Origin of the sequence: Shewanella sp. SM23 (assembly GCF_025654295.1) — a bacterium.
In the GTDB taxonomy this organism is placed as follows: Bacteria; Pseudomonadota; Gammaproteobacteria; order Enterobacterales; family Shewanellaceae; genus Shewanella; species Shewanella oncorhynchi.
The window spans coordinates 122,242-144,037 of the sequence record NZ_JAKKRM010000004.1 but is presented as its reverse complement, the minus strand read 5'-3'; the positions used below and the strand labels follow the sequence as shown (position 1 = coordinate 144,037).

The following is a 21,796-nucleotide window of genomic DNA, read 5'->3' as shown; positions in this document are numbered from 1 at the left end:
GTGCTTGAAATCAATTCGGTTGCTGGAATAGAGACTAACACAATAAACTTCTAGACGTCCAGACGCCCGTTGTTATTTATCAAGGCTGAAGTGCTGAAAAGTGCTAAGAGAAAACAATCTGGTGGGTGCAAGTGCCGAATGTGGCTTATCTCAAATAAAGGAAGATAGAGTATGCAATTAAATAGTCTTGGGTTTCCCCATATTGGGCGTCGTCGTGAATTGAAATTTGCCTTAGAAAAATACTGGCGTGGCGAGAGCACTCAGGCGGAATTACGTGAAGTGGCGAGTGAACTTCGCCGCACCCATTGGCAGTGGCAAGCTGCTGCGGGCATTGAGCAAGTTCCCGTAGGTGATTTTGCCTTTTATGATCAAGTGCTGACCTTAAGCGCGACTTTAAATGCCATTCCTGAGCGTCATCGTGGTGAAGGGGCAATCGATCTCGATACTTTATTCCGCGTTGCCCGCGGCAGAGCGCCAACGGGCCAAGATGCGTCAGCCTCTGAAATGACCAAGTATTTCAATACTAACTATCACTATCTGGTACCTGAGCTCAGCCAAAACCAAGAGTTTTCGATTGCCTATGAGCAGTTCTTTGATGAAGTCAGCGAAGCGCAGTCCTTAGGTTATAAAGCAAAACCTGTGCTACTCGGCCCTGTTAGCTACTTGTTCCTTGCTAAAACCGTGGGCCAAGAGTTTGATAAGTTGAGCTTATTACCCAATTTATTAACTGCTTATGCTGACATTTTGGCGCGTTTTGCTGCTCAGAGAGTGCAATGGGTACAGCTCGATGAGCCCATTCTCGCATTGGAATTGGATGGCGAATGGCAAGCGGCGATCACTGAGGCGTATCAAGCCCTCAGCACTGCGAAGGTGAAGATCCTTCTTACCAGTTATTACGGCGGTATCGCACACCATCAAGCACTGGTATCGGCTTTGCCTGTTGCGGGGTTGCATGTCGATTTAGTCACAGCGCCGGATCAATTGGCAGTCTTTGCCAATGCGCTTGGTCAAGATCAAATTTTGTCGACGGGTGTGGTCAATGGTCGCAACGTGTGGGCGGCAGAGGCGGATTTGATTGCCGAACGCATAGGCGCGGTTGCCCGTGATCTAGGAGATCGCTTGTGGATTGGTACCTCTTGCTCACTCCTGCACAGCCCTGTGGATTTAGAGGTGGAAGCCACGCTTGAGCCCGCGCTGCGTCAACAACTCGCGTTTGCGAAGCAAAAATTACTCGAACTGGCCAATGTGCGCCAATTGCTACTGGCACCTGAATCTATCGCGGCAAAAGAGATTGTGCAAACCTGTTTGGCACGCCGTGAGGCGAAAGCGCAGGCCGCCGACAGTCAAGTGATTGCCCGCGTTGCCGCGTTGACATCTGCCGATTATGAGCGCGTCAGTGATTTCAGCGTACGCCAAGCTGTGCAGCAGCAGAAATACCGTTTACCTCTGTTGCCGACCACCACCATTGGCTCCTTCCCACAAACACCGGCAATCCGTGGACTACGCAGTCGTTGGCGCAAGGGCGATCTGAGTGATGCACAATATACAGAGCAATTGCAGCAAGTCACCCGCGATACTATCGACCGCCAGCTTAAACTCGGTATCGATGTACTGGTTCATGGTGAGGCCGAGCGCAACGATATGGTGGAATACTTTGGTGAGCAGCTTGCGGGCGTTGGCTTTACCAAAAATGGTTGGGTGCAAAGTTATGGTTCACGCTGTGTTAAGCCACCGTTGATCTATGGTGATGTTAGTCGTCCAAGGGCGATGACGGTTGATTGGGCCGAGTTTGCCCAAAGTCTCACCGACAAGCCTGTAAAAGGCATGCTGACTGGCCCTGTGACGATTCTGCATTGGTCATTTGCCCGTGAAGATATCGGCCGCGATGTGATTGCGACTCAGCTGGCGCTGGCGATCCGTGATGAAGTGGTGGACTTACAAAATGCCGGTATTGGCATTATACAAATCGATGAGCCCGCCTTCCGTGAAGGTCTGCCATTGAAACAAAGTGAGTGGCAAACCTATTTAGATTGGGCGGTTAATGCCTTTAAACTCAGCGCTGCTGGCGTGACTGATGAGACTCAAATCCACACCCACATGTGTTACAGCGAGTTTAATGACACCATTGCCGCGATTGCCGCCATGGATGCCGATGTGATTACTATCGAGACTTCGCGTTCACGGATGGAGTTACTCAATGCCTTCGAAGATTTTGAATATCCAAATGAAATTGGCCCCGGTGTGTATGACATTCATTCGCCAAACACTCCAAGTGTGGAGGCCATGGTGTACTTAATCGAGAAAGCGGCGCAAAAAGTGCCCGTACGTCAGCTATGGGTTAATCCAGATTGCGGCCTAAAAACCCGTACTTGGGATGAAGTTGAACCCGCACTGAAAAACATGGTCGATGCCACGCGAGAACTACGTCGCCGCCTTGGTTAATATTATGCTTGAGTGAAATATTTTTTTACTGAGTTTATTGAGTTAGTAACAGCGGATGCTTATGCATCCGTTGTTGTTTATTGCTTGCCGACTAACTTAAGCATCTCGCGGTAAGCCTTTTTCGATAATGCGCACCATGCGCTCGGTTTTGCGGCGGGCTTTTTGTTGTTCAGTTGCTGCGCTTTCAGCAAGGCGCGATTGCTGGGCATTAAGCGCCCATTCAATATGCTCACGCACTATCTCATCGATATCTTCGCTGTGATTGCGGGCGTTAAGTGCGGCAATAATGCTTGGGCTCGCGGGAGCGTTACCCAGTGCTACTGCAATATTACGTAGCCAACGTTTATGTCCAATGCGACGAATGGCGCTGCCTTCAGTTTGTTTAAGAAACTCGGCCTCGCTCCAAGCAAAAAGGCTGAGAAGGTCAGGTTGCTTTAACTGCGGACGAATATGAAAGTCAGTTTCTTCAGTCAGCGGCGCTTGGCGATTGATGGGACACGCGAGTTGGCAATCATCGCAGCCATAGATGCGATTGCCCATGAGTGGCCTAAATTCTTCGGGAATAGCGCCCTGCAACTCAATGGTGAGATAGGAAATACAGCGTCTGCCATCGACCACATAAGGTTCTACGATTGCACCCGTTGGACAGGAGGTAATGCAGGCGACACAAGTGTTACAGCCTTCTTGAATGGGAATATCCACAGGTAGAGGCAAATTGATCAGTAGCTCACCTAAAAAGAACCAACTGCCAGCCTCATGGTTGAGTATGAGTGAGTGTTTACCTGTCCAGCCTATACCGGCTTTTTCGGCTAGGGGGCGCTCAAGTACAGGGGCTGAGTCAACAAAGGGGCGAAAGTCAGCGGCATCGAAACCGAGAGCAACTAACTCTGCACTGATTTGATCTCCGAGCTTTTTAAGTCGAGCGCGGATCAACTTGTGATAGTCGCGACCTCCGGCATAACGGGAAATATAACCTAAGTTGGGATCGGTGAGATTCGTTGCAAAGCCAGCTTCGGGTGGCAAATAGTCCATCCGTACGGAGATCACCCGCACTGTGCCCGGATGCAGTTCTTGCGGGCGAGCGCGCATCATGCCATGGGTAGCCATATAGGCCATTTCGCCATGAAAACCTTTGTCTAGCCATGCTTGGAGTTTGGCTTCTTCAGCGGTTAAATCCGTATCGCAAATGCCAACCTGCGCAAATCCGAGTGCTTTTCCCCACGTTTTAATTTGCAGAGCGAGCCGCGACAGCATGCTGGCATAGGATTGGCTTGGGGTTTGATTGACTAAAGTTGACATGAATTGATTGCAGCGAGGCTCTTGGCTAGGTGGCAATATGATAGCAGTTTTCACTTATTGAGGACGAGTTTACTCAGAAGGGGGCGTGAGGCGATATTTTCTTTGGGGTATTTGTTTATTTGCTGTTGGGATTGAGTCTATGATTAGGTCTAATGTTTATCGTTTGGTATTCGTATGCTGAGTGCGTTTCCCCTTAGGGCGTGTTTTCTTGCGATGAGCTTATTAGGCCTGATGCCTAATCTTGTTTTTGCGGCGCCTGACAAGTTGAAATTGGTGACCGAAGCTTGGCCTCCCATGAGTTACGAGCAAAATGGTGTGCCGCAAGGTTTTGCGGTGGACTTAGTCAATACCTTGCAATCAAGACTGGGTCAGAGTGAAAAAATCGATGTGTTACCTTGGGCTCGGGCGTATTCGATTGCCAATACCTCAGCGAACGTTTTACTTTTTGCTACGTCAATTAATGATGAGCGAGCTGAGCAGTTCGATTTTATCGGTCCTATTGCGACCAGCAAAATTGCATTGTACGCAAGGGCGGCAGATCCCATCGCTCTCGATCAACTTGCTGAACTTCAATCGACAGATATTGTGGGGGTTTATCGGGAATCGGCGGGTGCGCAGTTGCTACAACAAGCGGGCGTGGATAATTTGCTGGTGGCGAGTTTTCCGCAGCAATCGGCGAAGCAGTTGCTGTTTTCTCGAATTCGTTTTTGGTGCCAAGCGGATCTTGCGGTTAAGCAGATACTTGAAGAAGTGGGCGCAAGTGAGGCAGATATACGCCAAGTGTATGTCTTATCTGAGATTAATCTGTATTTAGCCTTTTCTAAAGGGACGTCGGCGGCTACGGTCACGAGTTGGCAAACAGAGCTTGAGAAAATGAAAGACTCAGGGGAGTTTAGTCGTTTATATCAGACATGGTTTGGTGCTTTACCGCCGCCCTTACAGCATCAAGTGTTTTGGCATAAGGCCGTTTAATTCTCTCTTAAAGCCTCATTTTTGGCAGCTTTAACACAATTCCTTCCCGCATTTTTAGCCTCATAAAGGGCGTCGTCAGCCCGCTTTAGTAGGCTGGCAAAGTCTTTGTCTTGATAGGTATTTTCAGTATTTGTTTGTGGCGCTAAGGTTGCGACTCCTGCGCTAACGGTCAATTTGAGTTCAGCGGGTAAATCCTCTGCGCCTAGGCGGCTAATATGAGCTTGCAACTGATGGGCAAGTTCACAAGCACGTTTAGCATCCGTGTTGGGTAAGAGAATTAAAAACTCTTCACCACCGATACGGCCAATAAGATCTTTATTACCCGTTAGGGCTTTACCTGCGCTTGCGATCGTCAGTAAGGCGCGATCGCCCAGTTCATGGCCGAAGTTATCGTTAATTTTCTTGAAGTGGTCCGCATCAAAGATAATTACCGAAAAAGGGCATTGTTGTTTTAAGGCTTGCTGAAAATATTGCGCGGCTTGGGCATAAATATGCCGACGATTAGGGAGTTTGGTTAGGTAATCAGTGAGGGCAATGACCTGCAGTTGGCGATTTCTCTGTACTTGTTTATACGCAAATATAGACACTATTGTTAGGATAAAGCCCGTCAGTAATAAAATGATGTGTTGTAATGATTTGTTTTTCTCGAGTAGCGCGAGTTCTTGTTCTTTAAGGTTTTGGTTTTCAATCAAACGTTGATTTTCAGATTCAATCCTAGTGGTATCAAACTTCACTTTTAATTCTGTGGTTTGATGTGAGAAGGAGTTGTCATCGATCTTTTTGGTGAGGGCGACAAATTCCTGTAGTGCGCCATAGGCCGCAGGTAAATTATTCATGGTCGCATAGACGTCACTTTTAAGCTGTAATAGTTGGGTGAGTCCCCGATCATTTTGTAGGGTTCGAAAGGCTTTTTCCCCTTGCTCAAGTTCGGTAAGCGCCTCTTTATAGCGAGCTTGTTGAAACTTTATATCGGCCATAAAAAGCTTCATGAAGCTGTAATCGGTCAGATCTTTTTCATTAATAACAGTATCGGCTTCGATTAAATACTTTTCGGCTTCGGTCAGACGATTGAGTTTGATTAAGCTGTAGGCAATATTCGTTGCCATAGTTGCTGCCACTTTTTCCTGCTGATGTTCCTTGAAGTATTGATAACTTACTAAGAAATTATCTACGGCCTGTTGATGTTCACCGAGTTCATCTAAGGCAAGGCCAATGTCCGAGTTGACATACATTGCCTGTTCTTGGTTATTGTTTTTTAGATAGAGAGCTTTGAGTTTGGTGTAATAGCGGATTGCACTTTGGGGATCGCCATAACGTCTAAAACTGGTAGCAACATCGGCAAGGTTAATGTTAGCCCAACCGCTTAAATTGAGTGATTCATAGAGATCTTGCGCAGTGACGAGATCGTCTAATGCTGCAGAAAAATCGCCAATATAAGAGTAAAGTGCGCCGCGAATGCTGCGCGAGTCGGCTATTAGCTTAAGGTCTTCATGCTCATAGGCACGTTTAACACTGAGATTATAGCCTTCCATCGCGCCATCCATATCACCACTTAATTGCAGAAACCAAGAGTGGCAGAGCGTGAGGTCGGTAATGAAATGGGGAGAGGCGGTTGGCGGAATATTGCTCAGTGCTTGGTTAGTATTTTTAAGTGCCAGTGCAATAGCGGTGTCGTTTTCTGTATTCTGATCCCAGCATTTAAGCAGTTGCAGCTTTTCATGACGGGTGACATCGTCAGTCGAAATTAGTTTGCTTAATAACACTAGATTGCTTTCGATTTCTTCACGGGTCATAGGGACGCCGCTTTCAAATCTTGCAAATATTTTATCAACCTGAGTCTTTTCTTCTGCCATAGCGTTGCTGAGCGGCAGTAGAAGCAGCAATAAGGAGAATGATAAATACCTAAGTTGATGTAGCAAAAAAGATTCCTGTTCGCATTAAAATCAATAGCTAATTATTAGCTTAGCATAACTTGTTTGTTCATTTTTAATATAGATGTATAGCAATTTTGCATTCGGTTAATGATCAAGGTATAAACTCCGCCTTGGTTATTATCCCACAAAGGAATCACCCTTGAAGAAATTACTCTGTGCTGCATTATTCATGATGAGTGGCACTAGCTGGGCAGGCTCAGATTTAGAAACCTCTGGCGATGTATTACATTTATTATTACCCGCTACTGCGATGGGTGCGACCTTGTTTTATGAAGAGGGTTATGATGGTAGTTGGCAGTTAATTCAGGCAGCGGTGTCGAGTCGGTTAATTGTTGAAGGTCTTAAGTATGGTGTGAGTAAAGACAGGCCAGACGATAGTGGCGATGATTCGTTTCCATCGGGTCATACCTCAGACAGCTTTATGGCGGCGACGTTTATTCAGCAGCGCTATGGTTGGCAATATGGTTTACCTGCCTATGTTGCCGCATCTTATGTGGGTTACACACGAGTGGCGAGCGACCAGCATTACCTCGAGGATGTGTTAGCTGGCGCGGCGATTGGCGCGCTGGCGGGTTGGTATTTTACTCAACCCTATGAGGGGATTACAGTTACGCCGATTGCGGGTAACGGCGTTTATGGTTTATATGTGAGTGGCCAGTTTTAAGACTATTTTTGGGATGCGAATCGAGATTTTTATGAGCGAATTATCAGCTGTTTACCGCGAAACTGCCGAGCAGATTTCTTACAATGTTGCGAATAAAGTGTTACCAATGGCGAAATTACCGGGTGACTTATTAGCAGCGTACCAAGGTTTGTGTGCCGAACTGTTGGAAGACAGGGAAGGTAAATTTAGCCAAGCTTGGGCATCTTTACCTGCCAGCGCACGTAATCTAATGGAACAAGCCGCATTCCACGGTTTCTATATCGCGAATGCTTGGTTGCAATTGAGTCGTGTCGCCCAAGAAATTTCTGAGCAAGCCGATACCGATAGTGCAATCCAAGAGCAAGAATATAATGGCATTTTTACGCGCTTAGCCGATGAATCGCTCAAAGAAAGCCTACGTAAGTTGAAGAAAGCGCGTACCGATCGTGCTTTGCTCAATAGCTTTAAACAGGTGATGGCGCCTTAGTTTTTATTGAAATCAGCACAGAGTCAGAAAATTAAAAAGCCCGTTACTGCAAAGTAACGGGCTTTTTGCTGGCTAGCACAAACGCTCAACTAAGCTGCTTTACTGCGACTTGGGTCGCGGCAACGCTATGCTTAGAACGAAGTGCGTTTGTAGCGGCGATATTCTGGACTCCAGAAATTGCCTTCAATCGACTGCTGTAAGATCTCATCGCTCATTGGCAGCGTTAACCCTTGTTCAACTGCGACTTTACCTACGGCGAAAGCAATATGCTTACTCACCGTATGGATATCTTCGAGTTTAGGCAGTAGTGGACCTGTACCATCGATTGCCAGTGGCGAACATTCGGCAAGTGCGCGACTTGAAGCCATCAGCATGGCATCGGATACATGACGTGCGCCAGACGCTAATACGCCTAAGCCAATACCTGGGAAGATAAAGCTGTTGTTGCACTGGGCAATTTCATAGGTTTCACCATCGACAACCACTGGCTCGAACGGGCTGCCCGTAGCGACGAGTGCTTGACCTGAGGTCCAATGCAAAATGTCCTTCGGTGTCGCTTCTACGCGACTGGTCGGGTTCGACATAGGGAAAATAATCGGCCGAGCACAATGGCTGTGCATAGCACGGATGATTTCTTCGGTGAAGAGTCCTGGAACGCCAGATACCCCAATCAGCACTGTCGGCTTGGCGTTGTTAACCACATCGAGCAGTGAAATATTGTCGCTGAAATTGCTCCAATTTTGGATGTTGGTGCATTTCTGCGCCAATTTTTGCTGGAATGGCAACAGGTTAGGCATGTTGTCGAGCAATAAGCCCCAACGGTCAACCATACACACTTGAGTGCGAGCTTGCTCGTCGCTGATCCCTTCAGACACCATTTGTGCCACGATAGCTTCGGCAATACCGCAACCGGCACTACCAGCACCAAGGAAGGCGATACGTTGTTGATTCAATTCAGTGCCCGCAGCCTTACACGCGGCGAGCAAGCAACCAACGGCAACCGCAGCAGTACCTTGAATATCATCGTTAAAGCAGCAATAGCGATCCTTATAACGCTCTAGGATCGGCATGGCATTCTTTTGGGCAAAGTCTTCGAACTGGATCAAAGTATCCGGCCAACGCACGTGGACGGCTTGCATAAAGGCTTCGATAAACTCGGCATATTCTTCGCCACCGATGCGTGGATGGCGCCAACCCATATACATAGGATCTTCTAATAACTGCGGATTATCTGTGCCTACATCTAAGGTAATAGGCAGGGTATAAGCCGGACTGATACCGCCACAGCTAGTGTAGAGTGACAGCTTACCGATAGGGATCCCCATGCCGCCAATACCTTGATCGCCAAGGCCTAAAATACGTTCACCATCAGTGACTACGATGATTTTAACTTTTTGACGAGTCGAGTTATTGAGGATGTCATCGATCCTATCTTTGTTCGGATAGGAGATAAACAAACCACGGTTGCGGCGATAGTTTTTCGAGAAACGTTCACAAGCTAAACCTACCGTCGGCGTATAGATGATGGGCATCATCTCGCTGATGTTATTTTGCACTAAACGATAAAATAAGGTCTCGTTTGTGTCTTGGATATTACGTAGGTAAATATGCTTGTCTAAGTCGTTATTGAAACTTCTAAATTGATCGTAGGCGCGAGAAGCCTGCTCCTCAATTGTTTCAATGGCATAGGGGACTAAGCCTTCGAGGTTAAAGAAAATACGCTCTTCTTCAGAAAATGCACTGCCCTTGTTAATCAGTGGGGCTTCAAGAATGGCAGGTCCTGCAAACGGAAGATAGAGGGGGCGTTTATTATCGTCCATGGGTAACCTTTTGAGTTATTGTTTAAGTGGTCAATACGTGCTGTAAGTCACGTAAGGTTATCATGAAATGTGATCTTTGTTGTCCGTGGAACGAGGTATTTGTGGTTTTTTTTGCAGCAGTAAAAAAGTCAGCTGTTTTAAACAGGATTTCTGAGGTTGTTGAGATGGAATTGTTAAGGTCTTGTTTATATCCAAACAAGCTCAGGTGTAGATAAAAACGGATATAAAAAAACGCAGCCTAAGCTGCGTTTTATGTCATAAGTTTAGCGTTATACGCCGCGATACTTAAGTGATAAGCCGCGGATAAAGTTACGCAGTATTTGATCGCCACACTCTTTAAAATTCTTGTGGTCTGGATTGCGGAACAGGGCGCTTAGCTCTGATTTTGACATTTGCACTTCGGCTAAAGCCAAAGCTGCTACTATGTCTTCTTCACGCATTTCGAGGGCAACTCTCAGCTTTTTAAAGATGAGGTTGTTGTTTAAACGTGAAACGGGCGCTGGAATTTCTGCACCTTCACGTAGACCGCGCTTCTCTATGATAAGACCATCTAAAAACTGACATAAGGTCGTGTCGTTACAAGCTTTATAACCTTCTTCCTCTTCTTTACGTAGAAGATCAATCATCTCTTCGACAGGCACTTCTCTTCCAGCTTTAGCAAAAATTTTAATCATTTTTGCATTGCTAAAATCAAACACGAAGCGCAAACGGCGCAAAATATCATTATTAATCATGGTCATCTCTTGGCGCGGCTGCGCTATCTGGTTTAAGAGCCCGCATTATATACCCAAACCACCTTAATTGCAGAATTCAGCGGGAATTTAATGGCAGTTAGTTAAGGCCATTTATTGCTCCGGCATAAACATTCTGGCAATTAACCTTTAATGATGTTGTACCAATAGATAAACAGTGCTGCGAAAATCAGTAGATAAATCAGGCCAAACCAAGAGAGGAGTTTCATCTTAGCGCCATATCTGTCTGTCTCGGGGAGCTGTTTGCTGGTCATTAAGCGGTAATTTAACCAAGCAAAAATGACTGTGGTCATGAAGGCCAAGATCATCACAAACTCGAGTAACGGTAAGAGTGCACCTTTAAAGAAGAGGATCAGTAATAAGCCAAAGGCACTGATGGCGAGCATGATCCCTGTGAGGCGTTTGTCTGAACTGGTCTTTGAGGTGAGTAACTGCCAGCCCATATCTAAGGTACGGCTATAGCCATCAATCACTGTAACTGTTGTGCTGAAAATACACAGAAATGCCACAATACCAATAAGATAACGACTCTCGCCGCCCATCACTTGGCTGTAAAGATTAATCAATTGATTAGCAAACTGCGCGCCGGAATCTGAAAAGTGTTCGCCACTGCCATGCATCACTAAAGCGCCCAAGGACAAAAACACGATCGCGAGGATCGCAGTGATGATATAGCCTAAGTTAAAGTCGAGCAGCGCCTGCGCTTTCGTCACTGTCTGGCTTTTTTGTTTTTCGAGCAACCAGAGAGAATTCCAAGCGCTGACTTCAATCGGGGCTGGCATCCAACCCATCATGGCGACCAGAAATCCCACATGGGCCCATTGCCAAGGTGAAGGAGAGGCAAAATTGCTCGCTAATGGTTGAGCGTGATCCCAAGCTAAGGCCACGGCAATTAAGGTGGTTAAGGTTAGGGCGAACATGATGATCTTAGTGAGTCTATCAAGGAGTTGATAATGGCCTAAAATCAGTAAAGCCAATGAACTTAGCAATACCAGCAGGGCTAACCAATCGATGGGCAGCGGAATAAATTGGGTCAACATAGCGGCGGTTAACATGCATACCCCTGCAGTACTGGCAATGGCGGCGATCACATTGAGCCCAGTAAACAGCAGTAAGTAACCTCGGCCCTGTTTTTGGTAGCCGTGCAGTAGACTCTCCCCTGTGGCAGCTGTGTAGCGTGCGCCAGCTGCAAAGAAGGGATACTTAAGTAAATTCACCCCAAGAATAACCCAAGCTAGTTGCCAACCAAATTCGGCGCCCGCCCGAGTCGAGGCGACTAAATGGGATGCGCCAATCGCCGCGGCGGCCATAAGAACACCTGGGCCCATGGCTTTAATGCCGAGAGTTAGGTGTGTCATCCAAGAGGATGAAGGAGAAGTTACTGAAGATTCTGTCATGTCGTTATTAAAAATGCCTGTTGAAAATTAATCTGGGGAATCGAACACTCCCTCATGTTAAGGCTGCGCTCATGTTAAAGCCGCGCTAACGCTAAGTGAGTGGCTCAACATTAAAGGTAAAGTGATTGAACTAAAAGTCGTTTTATTCAATTTATCTGTTTAATTTTTGACTGAGTAAAGTTTCAATGCGTTTTAAGCTTGCAGCCATTTCGACTACGATTTGTAACAGCGTATTATCTGGCTGTGCCGATGGGCTTATTGGGTGCAAGGGCTGGGTAAGCCGTTCTTTTTGTTCTAATACGCGGGCTCTAAATCGAGGCGCATCGACTATGCCGACTAAGCTTATCAATGCGCCTGCGCCCGATTGCCCTGCGGTTTCTACCGTGAGTTTATGCAGACCAAATAGGCGCATAATTGGGCCTTGGATCAATGCCATATCGGTAATTTTGTCCAAAGGCACAGTGTTTTCAGTACGAGTTAATATGCCCCTCCTGACAATAAGTTTATTGCTGGTGAGCTCGGCACTCATATTGTTAATATAGCGGCGAGTCCCCCATAGCCCTATTGGAAACCAAAGTAATAACAATGGAATACCTATTATGCTTAGACTGAAATAGGCGGCCCCTGAAAGCAACCAATACAGACCTAAATGGGGTTCAAACTCTGCTTGATAAATAATCTTGTCTTCCATCTTTCTTCCTTAAATTCTGATATTCAAATACCACTCGCTCTTGAGTTGGTTGCTTTGCTGGGCATTTTCTATCTTGGAGCATCGCTTAGGTGAAATACATTGTTTTAATATATTAGGATGTAATTTTATAGCGATTGTTTGAGTTTTATTTGGTGCAGTCTAGTGTATCTTCGGGACTTCGCTTACCTACAATCACTAAAAGGACGTTGCAATGATCACTTTATATGGCACACCGCGCAGTCGCGCATTAAGAGTTGCTTGGGTGTTGGAAGAGTTGGGTGTTGATTGGGATTTTTCCTTTGTGGATATGACTAAAGGTGCGCATCGCAGCGCGGCATTTTTAGCGATAAATCCCTGCGGTAAAGTGCCGGTGTTAACTGATGAAGAGTTAGTGTTATCCGAATCTGCGGCGATTTGCCTTTATCTAGCAGAAAAGTATGGCGAGGGTAAGTTGTTGCCACCCGCGGGGAGTAACGCATCGGGTTTGCACCATCAATGGGTGAGCTTCATCATTACTGAGCTTGAGCAGCCGCTTTGGACTTTGGGTAAGCATAAGTTTGCTTTACCGGAGGAGCAGCGTCATCCGCAGATCATGCCTTGTGCGGTATGGGAGTTTGATAAGGCGGCTGCATTGGCCGAAGCCATGTTGCCTGAAAGTGATTTTTTGCTCGGTGATGACGTTTCGGTGGCGGATATTTTACTGGCCCATACCTTAACGTGGGGCACATTGTTTGAACAAGCCATTCCACCTAAACTCGCCGCTTATCGCGATAGGTTGTCTGCGCTGCCGTCGCGTCAATCGGCTTTGCAGAAGATGGATGCTGTGGTGGCTGCTAAGGGTTAATCTGGCAGAGTAGCTGATTATTTAGCCTTGAATGATTCAGGTGCATTCCCACCATTACCTGAAAATCATTATGAGTATAAAAAGGGCAGATAGTGATATCTGCCCTTTTTATTAATGCGAGTACTAAGCTTCTGGATTTACACGCTTATAACTGCGTCGCTGCCCACTTTGCGCGACTTTCGCGGCTTTCACTCATTTTGGTCGGTTCACGGAAGGCTTTGTAGGCCTCCACGTCGAGGGCCACTAGGCTGACGTCGACTTCTAGGACCAGTTTGCACTCTTTCTTGATGCGCCAAGCGGCCGTGTTGTACAGCTCAGTAAAAGGCAGTGAACTTAAGAATTCGGGGTTGTATTGTGTGTAAACCGCTTGAGTGGGGTAGACCACGAAGGCTAAGTGACGCTTAGGTTCTTTCTTAAATAGTTCTTCGATACCATCGCAGGTGTTGAGCACTTGCATCTCAATGATGTCATCAATATCAAGCAGTTTCTTTTGTGCCAGCTCAGGTGCCAGTTGTTCACCGCTTTCCCAGGCGAGTACATCGGCTTCGCTATGGTTAGTCAGAGCACCAACTTGAGCCGTGCTTAAGCTGAGTGACTGGCGTAAGTAGCTCATTTCGATGGCATTCAAGCCAATGTTCTTAGACATAATCGTGTTCTCAATGCAATAAAAGTAAAATTAGTATTTGATCTTTAACCAGATTTCTTCAACCCATTCCCAAAACGACTCCCAATAGATATCGGTAAAGTCGCCGTTTTTCCAGAAATGTACTTGACCATCTTGGTCGATACAGTAAAAAGCATCACCTTGCTGACATATGGCAATCATGTCCCTTGGCATACCGATGGACCACGCATAGCAAGTCACTTCGGGCAGGTAGGTGTGCGAGTAGGGATCCGATGCTGTTACTGGCTCTATCGTGCCGTAAATCACATCACTGGCATACAACAGGTATTCTTTTAGCTCCCTTGGCAATGAAATCAGGATTTGCTCTTCGACTTCGACGAGCTGCTCAAATGTGGGTAATTCGAGTGGTACAGGAACAGTTTCGCTGCGTTCTTGGAGTTGCTCAATAATGTCGTGCATGGCATTTCCTGCTGATAGGGCTATGGCGCGGGATTATATACTTAAAAAGACGTTCGATGCGAGAGAGTGCATTTTTCAGCTTATTTTTAATATGTTTTTTCAGGCACTGTAAAATATAAAAAAAGGCGCTGGCACCTTTACAGATAGCCAGCGCAAGAGTGGAAGCTTTTTAGTTAAGCGACCGAGGCTCTTAATAAACTGGCTTCATCAACCCGTTTATAGTTAAGCCATGCCTTGTGGTACAACTTATGTGATTCTTGACGTAATTGGGCAATCTGCGCGAGTTCAAACTCACTTAGTGAACGTTGTTGTTTACGAGCATTGGCCTCAATCCTTTGTACTTTTTCATATACCTTGTGTTCAGGACCATTTTTGATATCAGCGATATCCTGTAGGTGTAACTGCACTTCAGCAATCATGCCTGATTGGGGTAAGCGTACCAGTAGATTGAGATCGCGATAGCCAGAGGCTTTAGGTTCAGCAAAGCGGTTTTTTTGTTTCACAACTTGGGTGTGCTCATTCAAAGTTTGGTAGGCATGCATCAGATCTTGAATGCTGTCGGTCACAATACTTGCCCTTGCAAGGTCGGTAATTTGGCTGGCATCACCGTTAAATTTTGTCGCCACTTTATCGGCAGCTCTTTGGTAACTCTTTACTGGCGGAACAATCACTTGTGCCTGTGAATAATGGGCAATATTGGTGAGTAATTGGGCGAGTTCAGCTTGTGCATCATAGGCTTGGTGATGGAGCACGGATAAGTCATTCGAGGGTTGATGAGGCGCATCGAAGGTCTGACTGCTGAGTGCATATAGACCATGTAGGTCATGGCTTGATGCCTGTCTTGCACTGTAATTACCACGTTCTGCTTTACTGTCACTGATGTCGAGAGGATTTGTTACACCAGCGCGGCTCGATAATAAGAGTAGAAAAATAAAAAAAGTACGAAATAACTTAGTCATGCGGCCTACTTCCTTATGGGTGAGTTATTCAGGTCACGCACCCACCATAGGCTTCTATTGCTTAATTAAAGCTGAACCAACCATGAAGACTTGTTCATCTTGCGCATGGGGCTCAGTGGTTTAAGGAAATAAAAATGGCGCCACCTTTAACAGTGAGCGCCATTGTTGGCCAGCTTATGCCGCTGAACAGTGATTTAAATTTGGCTTACCAAATTTTTACGCGTTTCTCTGGTGCGATATACATGGCATCGCCAGGTTTTACATCATATGTAGTGTAGAACTCAGGCATGTTAGATAGGGCACCCAGAGCGCGGAATTCCGCAGGTGAGTGTGGATCGGTCGCTACGCGGTTACGCATGGCTTCTTCTTTAGCTTTTGCGCGCCAAATTTGCGTGAAGCCTATGAAGAAACGTTGATCGCCCGTTAAGCCATCGATAACGGGTGCATCTTTACCGTTAAGCGATTTCTTATAAGCACGATAAGCGATAGTCACACCTGACAAGTCACCAATGTTCTCGCCTAAGGTTAAGCTGCCGTTGACATGCAGATCATCAAACACTGCGTAACCATCGTACTGTGCGATTAGCGCTTTGCCGCGAGCAGAGAACTCTTTCAAGTCTTGCTCTGTCCACCAATCACGCATGTTGCCTTCGCCATCGAATTTAGCGCCTTGGTCGTCAAAACCGTGGCCCATTTCATGGCCGATCACCGCACCAATACCACCGTAGTTGACTGCATCGTCAGCCGCCAAATTGAAGAAGGGTGGTTGCAGAATGGCAGCAGGGAACACGATTTCATTCATGGTTGGGTTGTAGTAAGCGTTAACCGTTTGTGGCGTCATGTGCCATTCGTCTTTATCGATTGGCGCGCCCAGTTTGGCTAGTGATTTAGCATGTTCAACTTCGCTGGCACGCATAGCGTTACCGACTAAGTCGTCTGCCTTGATGGTCAGCTTACTGTAATCTTCCCATTTGTTCGGGTAACCGATTTTCGGGTTGAATTTTGCTAATTTATCCGCCGCAGCCACTTTAGTGCTGTCGCTCATCCAAGTTAATTCTTTGATGCTGTCGCCGTAAGCACCACGCAGGTTTTCAACCAGTGCTTGCATACGGTCTTTGGCTTCTGGAGTGAAGTGACGTTTGACATACACTTTACCCACAACTTCACCAAGAACGCCATTGACGGCTGCAACGCCACGCTTCCAACGAGGTTCTTGTTCTTCTTGACCATTTAAGGTTTTAGAGAAGAAAGCGAAGTTTTCATTGTCTAACGCTTCACTTAGATTGCTCGCCGCGTGCGTCAGCACTTGCCATTGCATATAGGTTTTCCAAGTGGCTAACTCAGTCGTTTTTAAAACTTCGTTTAATCCTTGGATATAGCTAGGTTGGTTAACTATGATATCGGTTTGCTTGTCAGCGCCAAGAGCGGCTAAGTAGCCTGCCCAATCGATATCCGGTGCCAGTGTTGGCAGATCTTTGACTTGATATAGATTGTAGGTCTTAGTGCTGTCGCGGTTTTCAACCACATCCCAGTGCTTGGCAGCAATGGCCGTTTCTAAGGCTAAAATAGCTTCAGCACTGGCTTTAGGGTTAGCAAGACCCGCAAGGGTAAACATTTTTTCGATATGGGCGACATATGCCTTACGGATATTAACGAAGCGTTCTGATTCGTTAAAGTAGTAGTCTTTCTCTGGCAGGCTTAGGCCATATTGATAGAGATGCGTTGCGTAACGGCTAGAGTTTTTCGCATCGATATCGATATAAAATGCTATTGGGGTACCCGCGCCAGCGATTTGGCTGTGGGCGAAGTACTTCACTAATTCATTCTTATCTTTTAAGGCATTAATAGCATCAAATTCGCCTTGGATTGGTGTGACTCCCAGCTTATTGAGTGTCTCTGTATCCATAAATGAACGATATAAATCGGCCACTTTTTGCTCGTCTGTACCAGCGGCGAGATTGGGCGTTGCAGCCACTTCTTCGATAATGGCTTTTACGTCGTCACGTGATTTTTCACGTAAATCGTAGAAAGCGCCAATGCTAGTGCGATCGGATGGGATCTCAGTGTTTTTTAGCCAAGTGCCGTTAACGTATTTATAGAAATCGTCTTGTGGACGAATCGCTTTATCAAAATTAGCAAATTCAATTCCAGAACCTAGTGCTTGAGTCACTGCCGCTGCGGTGGCTGTTTTAGCAGTTTCAGGTGCTTTAACTTCGGCAGCTTTGTCATTACAGGCAGTCAGGCCTGCGATAAGTGAGGCACACAGTCCCCCAATGAGTACTTTTCTCATGTTGTTTCCTTCGAGTTTATTATTGTGCCCATTATTGGGGCTGTTATTTTGGCAAAATGGGATTGCTTCAGGCGCAATGAACTATGTTAATGCCTTACTAGGAATCGAAACAAGGTCATTACAGTGTTTATCGTGGATTTATCTTGAGTGATATGTAACTAAAGGTTACCAGTGAGCATATTTAAGTCAGTAGCTGCAAAGTTACCGTATGCAGGCCTTTTCAGGTAAGCGAGCACTTCGCTTTCTCATTTTAAAATAGGGTTAATTCAGTTGCCTAATTAGTTTTGCAGGGTTACCTGCAACCACTGTTTTGGCTGCGACATTTTTAGTTACTACGGCGCCAGCACCGATGACGGCATCATCACCAATATTGATTCCTGGCATTATGATTGCGCCGCCGCCAATCCATACCCGTTTACCGATGTGAATCGCTTTAGCGGTTTCCAAACCTGAGCAACGTAGCTCGGCATCAAGTGGGTGACTTGAGGTATAAAACTGTACATTGGGGCCGACCATAGTCTGTTCATCAATAAAAATGGGGGCATTATCCTGCAAGGTGACATTGACATTGATGAACACTCTGTCAGCAAGAGTGAGATTGATGCCATAACTGATAAAAATCGGCGTGGAGATAGTTGCGACTGGCGATTTAAGGGGCAGAAGTTGTTGGCAGAGTTGGGTGTACTCAGTGCTATTTTGAGCAATCGTTTGATTTAATTGTCGATTCAGTCGCTGCTGTTGTGTTCTTAAACTTAAGAGTTCGCTGTCAAGACAATCATATTCTTGGCCTGTGATCATCTTTTGGAATTCAGTCATAGCATCTTTCCCTATGGTGATTACTGTCAATGCGTAAGGGCTAATATAGAAACACAGGTCGCGTTGAGCAGCAATTCTTTGCCCTTTGAACTGGTCGGCTTCATAATACGGCAGTTTTCTTTATTGAAGTTGAGTATTAACGTGCGTTTAGACAAATTTATCTGTGAGAGTACCTCACTGACTCGCTCATTAGCGAAAAAAGCCCTGCATCGCGGTGATATTACTTGTGATGGCTTAGTCGTTAAAGACTCGGGTTTTAAAGTGACTGAAGGTATGTGTGTTTGCCTTGAAGGCGAGCCGATTGTCTTAGTGGGCGAGCATTATTTAATGCTTAACAAACCGGTAGACACTATTTGCTCGACGATAGATGAAACCTACCCTTCGGTATTGAGTTTAGTGGATGTGCCTAAGCCAGAAACTTTACACATTGCTGGTCGTTTAGATGCCGATACTACAGGGCTCGTGTTGATTACCAGTGATGGTCAATGGTCGCATAAGATCACCTCACCGAAGAAAGAATGCGGCAAACGCTATTTAGTGAAACTCGCTGAGCCTGTGGATGATCGTTTGATTGCGGTATTTGCCGCTGGCGTTGAATTGCGCGGTGAAGATGGTCTAACTAAGCCGGCGTTACTGGAGATTATTGATCCACAATTAGTGCGATTAACCATCACCGAAGGTAAGTATCATCAAGTGAAGCGTATGTTTGCCGCTGTGGGCAATCATGTGCAAGGGTTGCATCGTGAAAGTGTAGGGCAAATTGAATTAGACCCCACCTTAGCGCTGGGTGAATGGCGATATTTGACGGCTGAAGAGATAGCTTCAGTCTAACGAGTTTGATATAAAAAATGCCGCCCGAGTTTTACTTTGGCGGCATTTTTATTTGTGCTAAATAGCTTTTATTATTACTGTTTCTTTAAAATCAGATTACCGCTGATGGTATTCATCTTCACGTTGGCTGCACCAGAGCCTGTTTGGAATGATAACTCTGTGCTTGGTACATATTTTTGTTTTTGCGGTACATCTTGGGTTAAACCGTTGTTGATTTTTCCACCAGGACCACCATCTAAGTTGAAGCTTGCATCGGGAACATCATTAAAGATCACGGTAATATCGCCACTCACACTTTCTAAATTCGCTTTGTTGAAGTTTTTAGCGAGTGACACTTGTGAATCTCCGCTGACGGTTCTGAGCTCGATTTCCTTGGTGACACTAAAGTTAGCATTCACTTCACCTGAGACTTGTTCAATCGTGACTTTTTCTGCTTGAGTGTGGCTTTTTAAGTCACCGCTAACGAGGCGATAATTCATTTCTCCTTTACTGTCAGTGTCCTGAATCGTGCCGGATACGGTTTCTAATTTGATTTTTCCATCAAGAGCTTTGGTCGTGATATCACCAGAGACTGTATGTAACTCAGGTTTACCACTTAAGTTGTTGGCGTTGATATTGCCGCTTACCGTATTCAAATCTAGTTCACCTTGAGTTTCGGCAACTTGCAGATTGGCAGATATGGTATCTGCACTGAGTTTAACCGTTTTTGGGACTTTAATGGTGAGCTGTGATCCTTTGTCATTATTGCCATTATAGTGGCGAGGCATCTTGTCTTCGATATTGAGACTATTTCCCTGTTGCTCAAACACAAAGCCTTCGCTCAATTCATCTAATGTGCCAGTGACACTCACTTCACTCTTATCCCATGTTTGAATGGTCACATCACCGCGTTGGACTTTGATCTGCAGTTGAGTGTCGCTGCTGACACTTAACTGTTTATCAACGCTTTGTGCTGCTAACACATTGCCCATTAAGCCTAAACAGAGTGTCGAAACCAATAGGCTAGCTTTAGTGAGATTGAGGTTACTCATAGGGTGTTTCCTTGTGTCGAGTTTCTAATGGGTAATTTTTGGCCCTGTTGTAATAGGTCGAGCTCACGCTGCTGCACCCAAAGCCACAGTTGCCAAAGTTGTTTATCGGTTGGATTCGCTTGTAAAGCTTGGTAAATCTGTGTTGCCGCGAGCCTTAGCTCAGTTAAACCTTGCTCAACGGGTGCGCTGAAGCTGCTCGTTTGCCACATTAGCGCATTTGGCGCCTGTTCTAGGTTGTCCACTTGCGCTTGGTGTGATGTTGCAATTTGGGTGAGTAATAAATGTAAGGCCACATCCTCTGGTTGCTCTGGCATAGCTTGGTTCTGGGCAAGCTCTGTCTGCTGCATTATGAATGAGTTGAAATAGGGCAATTGGGTATATCCCAATGCCGCTAGAATAATAAACGAAGCCGCTATCGCCCAAGCGTGACTCTTCTGGGATTTGTACGTTTGGGGTATCAGCGTTTTATCCATGCGTTTTTCAATGCCTTGCCACAGATCATGTGTAGGCGACATCTCTTTGGGCGCGCTATTAATCAATTGCTCAAGCTGTTGTTCACGGGAACGCGGCGTTAACGTCATTACAGCATCTCCTGTAGTAGTTGCTTAGCTCTATGGTATTGGGTCTTACTGGTGCCGACGGCAATGCCAAGTAAGTCAGCGATTTCATCATGTTGATAACCTTCGATTGCACAGAGTACGAAAACCATGCGAGCGCGTTCTGGCAGTTTGAAAATTAACTTATCTAATCCGCTATAGCTGCTATCAGAGCTTAAGGGTTCAGTTTCATGTTCCAGCGGAATAAATCGTGACCAAAAGGACTTTTGTTTACGAATGCTGCTCAATGCCTGATTGACACAAATACTGTGTAACCAAGTGGAAAACTGACTCTCACCTCGAAATTGTGGCAACTTCTGCCACACTAAAATAAAACACTCTTGGGTAATTTCTTCAGCCATAGCGCTATGGCCGCAAAGGCGCAGTGATAGGGCGTAAATACGTTTGTAATGGCTTTGATAAAGCAACTTGAAGGCAGTTCTGTCTCCTTGGCTCGCTAAGGTGACCAGTTCAAAGTCAGACATTGAGCCATTGAGTGGGAGGATCCCTGCTGTCACTGTAATTTCCTGCCATAATGATTGAGTGTTGTAGTTTTGACGCAGTGGGCGCTACAAAAGGTTTGGAACCTTAAAAAATATATTTTATTTAGATCAATTATCCAGCGTAACATTTTTGTGATTTGTAGTAGAATCCGCCCGGAAAAGTACTGCTAAGCTAATGAAGTAATTCATTTTATATCAATTGATATTATGACACTTACATCTGCTTTGAGACGGTATATTTAACGTAATTAAAACGAAATACTTTGTAGTAACGGTAGGGTATCACCCTGAAGAACTAAGTTAAAAATAATGCGCTACTCACAGTATGGGAGCTTAAATCGACAAGCTATCAAAGTATTTGATGTGAACTTTTAATGTATTGCTATGTTTGCGCTGTTAAAGGCT

The 21,796-nt window shown here is 45.7% G+C and carries 20 protein-coding genes; 6 read left to right on the top strand and 14 right to left on the bottom strand.

From position 1 onward, the window contains the following. The first annotated feature begins 171 nt into the window (after positions 1-171). Positions 172-2,442 (top strand): 5-methyltetrahydropteroyltriglutamate--homocysteine S-methyltransferase, encoded by a 2,271-nt coding sequence (gene metE / locus L5L98_RS07110; RefSeq protein WP_263139609.1) that lies wholly within the window; start codon positions 172-174, stop codon positions 2,440-2,442. A gap of 96 nt (positions 2,443-2,538) precedes the next feature. On the opposite strand, the gene queG is transcribed toward metE, so the two are convergent. Then, positions 2,539-3,741 carry a tRNA epoxyqueuosine(34) reductase QueG gene (gene queG / locus L5L98_RS07105; protein ID WP_173242868.1) on the bottom strand — a complete coding sequence of 401 codons (1,203 nt, stop codon included), beginning with the start codon at positions 3,739-3,741 and terminating at the stop codon, positions 2,539-2,541. Between the two features lie 174 nt (positions 3,742-3,915). On the opposite strand from queG, the gene L5L98_RS07100 reads away from it, so the two are divergent. Continuing rightward, positions 3,916-4,713, top strand: a complete 798-nt coding sequence (locus tag L5L98_RS07100; RefSeq protein WP_263139607.1) for a substrate-binding periplasmic protein — start codon at positions 3,916-3,918, stop codon at positions 4,711-4,713. On the opposite strand, the gene L5L98_RS07095 is transcribed toward L5L98_RS07100, so the two are convergent. Beyond that, positions 4,710-6,566, bottom strand: a complete 1,857-nt coding sequence (locus L5L98_RS07095; protein ID WP_411569206.1) for a diguanylate cyclase — start codon at positions 6,564-6,566, stop codon at positions 4,710-4,712. The two genes, L5L98_RS07100 and L5L98_RS07095, sit on opposite strands and share 4 nt — an antisense overlap. Before the next feature lie 220 nt (positions 6,567-6,786). Between L5L98_RS07095 and L5L98_RS07090 the strand changes: the two genes are divergently transcribed. Together L5L98_RS07090 and L5L98_RS07085 are read left to right on the top strand one after the other, a co-directional pair. Continuing rightward, a complete protein-coding gene (locus L5L98_RS07090) occupies positions 6,787-7,311 on the top strand; it encodes a phosphatase PAP2 family protein (protein WP_113939058.1) in 525 nt (174 codons plus the stop codon). Between the two features lie 31 nt (positions 7,312-7,342). Further along, on the top strand, positions 7,343-7,777 hold the full coding sequence (locus L5L98_RS07085) for a DUF3069 domain-containing protein (RefSeq protein ID WP_105250165.1): 435 nt from the start codon (positions 7,343-7,345) through the stop codon (positions 7,775-7,777). 131 nt (positions 7,778-7,908) lie between these two features. Here the strand turns inward: L5L98_RS07085 and L5L98_RS07080 are convergent, their stop codons facing one another. The 4 genes from L5L98_RS07080 to L5L98_RS07065 form a co-directional block, all read right to left on the bottom strand. Next, positions 7,909-9,597, bottom strand: coding sequence for an NAD-dependent malic enzyme (locus L5L98_RS07080; RefSeq protein ID WP_263139603.1), 1,689 nt, complete (start codon positions 9,595-9,597; stop codon positions 7,909-7,911). A 269-nt stretch (positions 9,598-9,866) separates the two neighbouring features. Beyond that, positions 9,867-10,331, bottom strand: a complete 465-nt coding sequence (locus L5L98_RS07075) for a DUF1456 family protein (RefSeq protein ID WP_168824742.1) — start codon at positions 10,329-10,331, stop codon at positions 9,867-9,869. 140 nt (positions 10,332-10,471) lie between these two features. Further along, on the bottom strand, positions 10,472-11,746 hold the full coding sequence (locus L5L98_RS07070; RefSeq protein ID WP_173242876.1) for an Nramp family divalent metal transporter: 1,275 nt from the start codon (positions 11,744-11,746) through the stop codon (positions 10,472-10,474). A 151-nt stretch (positions 11,747-11,897) separates the two neighbouring features. Continuing rightward, a complete protein-coding gene (locus L5L98_RS07065; protein ID WP_263139602.1) occupies positions 11,898-12,437 on the bottom strand; it encodes a PH domain-containing protein in 540 nt (179 codons plus the stop codon). Positions 12,438-12,648: 211 nt separating this feature from the next. Between L5L98_RS07065 and L5L98_RS07060 the strand changes: the two genes are divergently transcribed. After that, positions 12,649-13,281: a glutathione S-transferase family protein gene (locus tag L5L98_RS07060; RefSeq protein ID WP_263139601.1), complete on the top strand. Its 633-nt coding sequence runs from the start codon at positions 12,649-12,651 to the stop codon at positions 13,279-13,281. Between the two features lie 145 nt (positions 13,282-13,426). On the opposite strand, the gene L5L98_RS07055 is transcribed toward L5L98_RS07060, so the two are convergent. The 5 genes from L5L98_RS07055 to L5L98_RS07035 form a co-directional block, all read right to left on the bottom strand. Next, positions 13,427-13,927 carry a DUF4447 family protein gene (locus L5L98_RS07055; protein WP_173242879.1) on the bottom strand — a complete coding sequence of 167 codons (501 nt, stop codon included), beginning with the start codon at positions 13,925-13,927 and terminating at the stop codon, positions 13,427-13,429. A gap of 30 nt (positions 13,928-13,957) precedes the next feature. After that, complete coding sequence (locus tag L5L98_RS07050) at positions 13,958-14,365, bottom strand: SMI1/KNR4 family protein (RefSeq protein WP_113939053.1); 408 nt, start codon at positions 14,363-14,365, stop codon at positions 13,958-13,960. 173 nt (positions 14,366-14,538) lie between these two features. Continuing rightward, entirely contained in the window at positions 14,539-15,324 is a 786-nt protein-coding gene (locus L5L98_RS07045) for a RelA/SpoT domain-containing protein (protein WP_173242882.1), read from the bottom strand. A gap of 205 nt (positions 15,325-15,529) precedes the next feature. Continuing rightward, positions 15,530-17,614: a M13 family metallopeptidase gene (locus L5L98_RS07040; protein ID WP_168824750.1), complete on the bottom strand. Its 2,085-nt coding sequence runs from the start codon at positions 17,612-17,614 to the stop codon at positions 15,530-15,532. A 261-nt stretch (positions 17,615-17,875) separates the two neighbouring features. Next, complete coding sequence (locus tag L5L98_RS07035) at positions 17,876-18,430, bottom strand: sugar O-acetyltransferase (RefSeq protein ID WP_198571876.1); 555 nt, start codon at positions 18,428-18,430, stop codon at positions 17,876-17,878. Positions 18,431-18,508: 78 nt separating this feature from the next. On the opposite strand from L5L98_RS07035, the gene rsuA reads away from it, so the two are divergent. After that, a complete protein-coding gene (gene rsuA / locus L5L98_RS07030) occupies positions 18,509-19,261 on the top strand; it encodes a 16S rRNA pseudouridine(516) synthase RsuA (protein ID WP_263139598.1) in 753 nt (250 codons plus the stop codon). Between the two features lie 74 nt (positions 19,262-19,335). Here rsuA and L5L98_RS07025 read toward each other — a convergent pair whose 3' ends face one another. The 3 genes from L5L98_RS07025 to L5L98_RS07015 are packed head-to-tail and all read right to left on the bottom strand — an operon-like array spanning position 19,336 to position 21,406. Continuing rightward, positions 19,336-20,292: a DUF4097 family beta strand repeat-containing protein gene (locus L5L98_RS07025; RefSeq protein WP_263139596.1), complete on the bottom strand. Its 957-nt coding sequence runs from the start codon at positions 20,290-20,292 to the stop codon at positions 19,336-19,338. Next, on the bottom strand, positions 20,289-20,873 hold the full coding sequence (locus tag L5L98_RS07020) for an anti-sigma factor (protein ID WP_263139594.1): 585 nt from the start codon (positions 20,871-20,873) through the stop codon (positions 20,289-20,291). Before L5L98_RS07020 ends, L5L98_RS07025 begins: the two co-directional genes overlap by 4 nt. Continuing rightward, positions 20,873-21,406 (bottom strand): RNA polymerase sigma factor, encoded by a 534-nt coding sequence (locus tag L5L98_RS07015; RefSeq protein WP_219253939.1) that lies wholly within the window; start codon positions 21,404-21,406, stop codon positions 20,873-20,875. Before L5L98_RS07015 ends, L5L98_RS07020 begins: the two co-directional genes overlap by 1 nt. Positions 21,407-21,796: the final 390 nt, after the last annotated feature.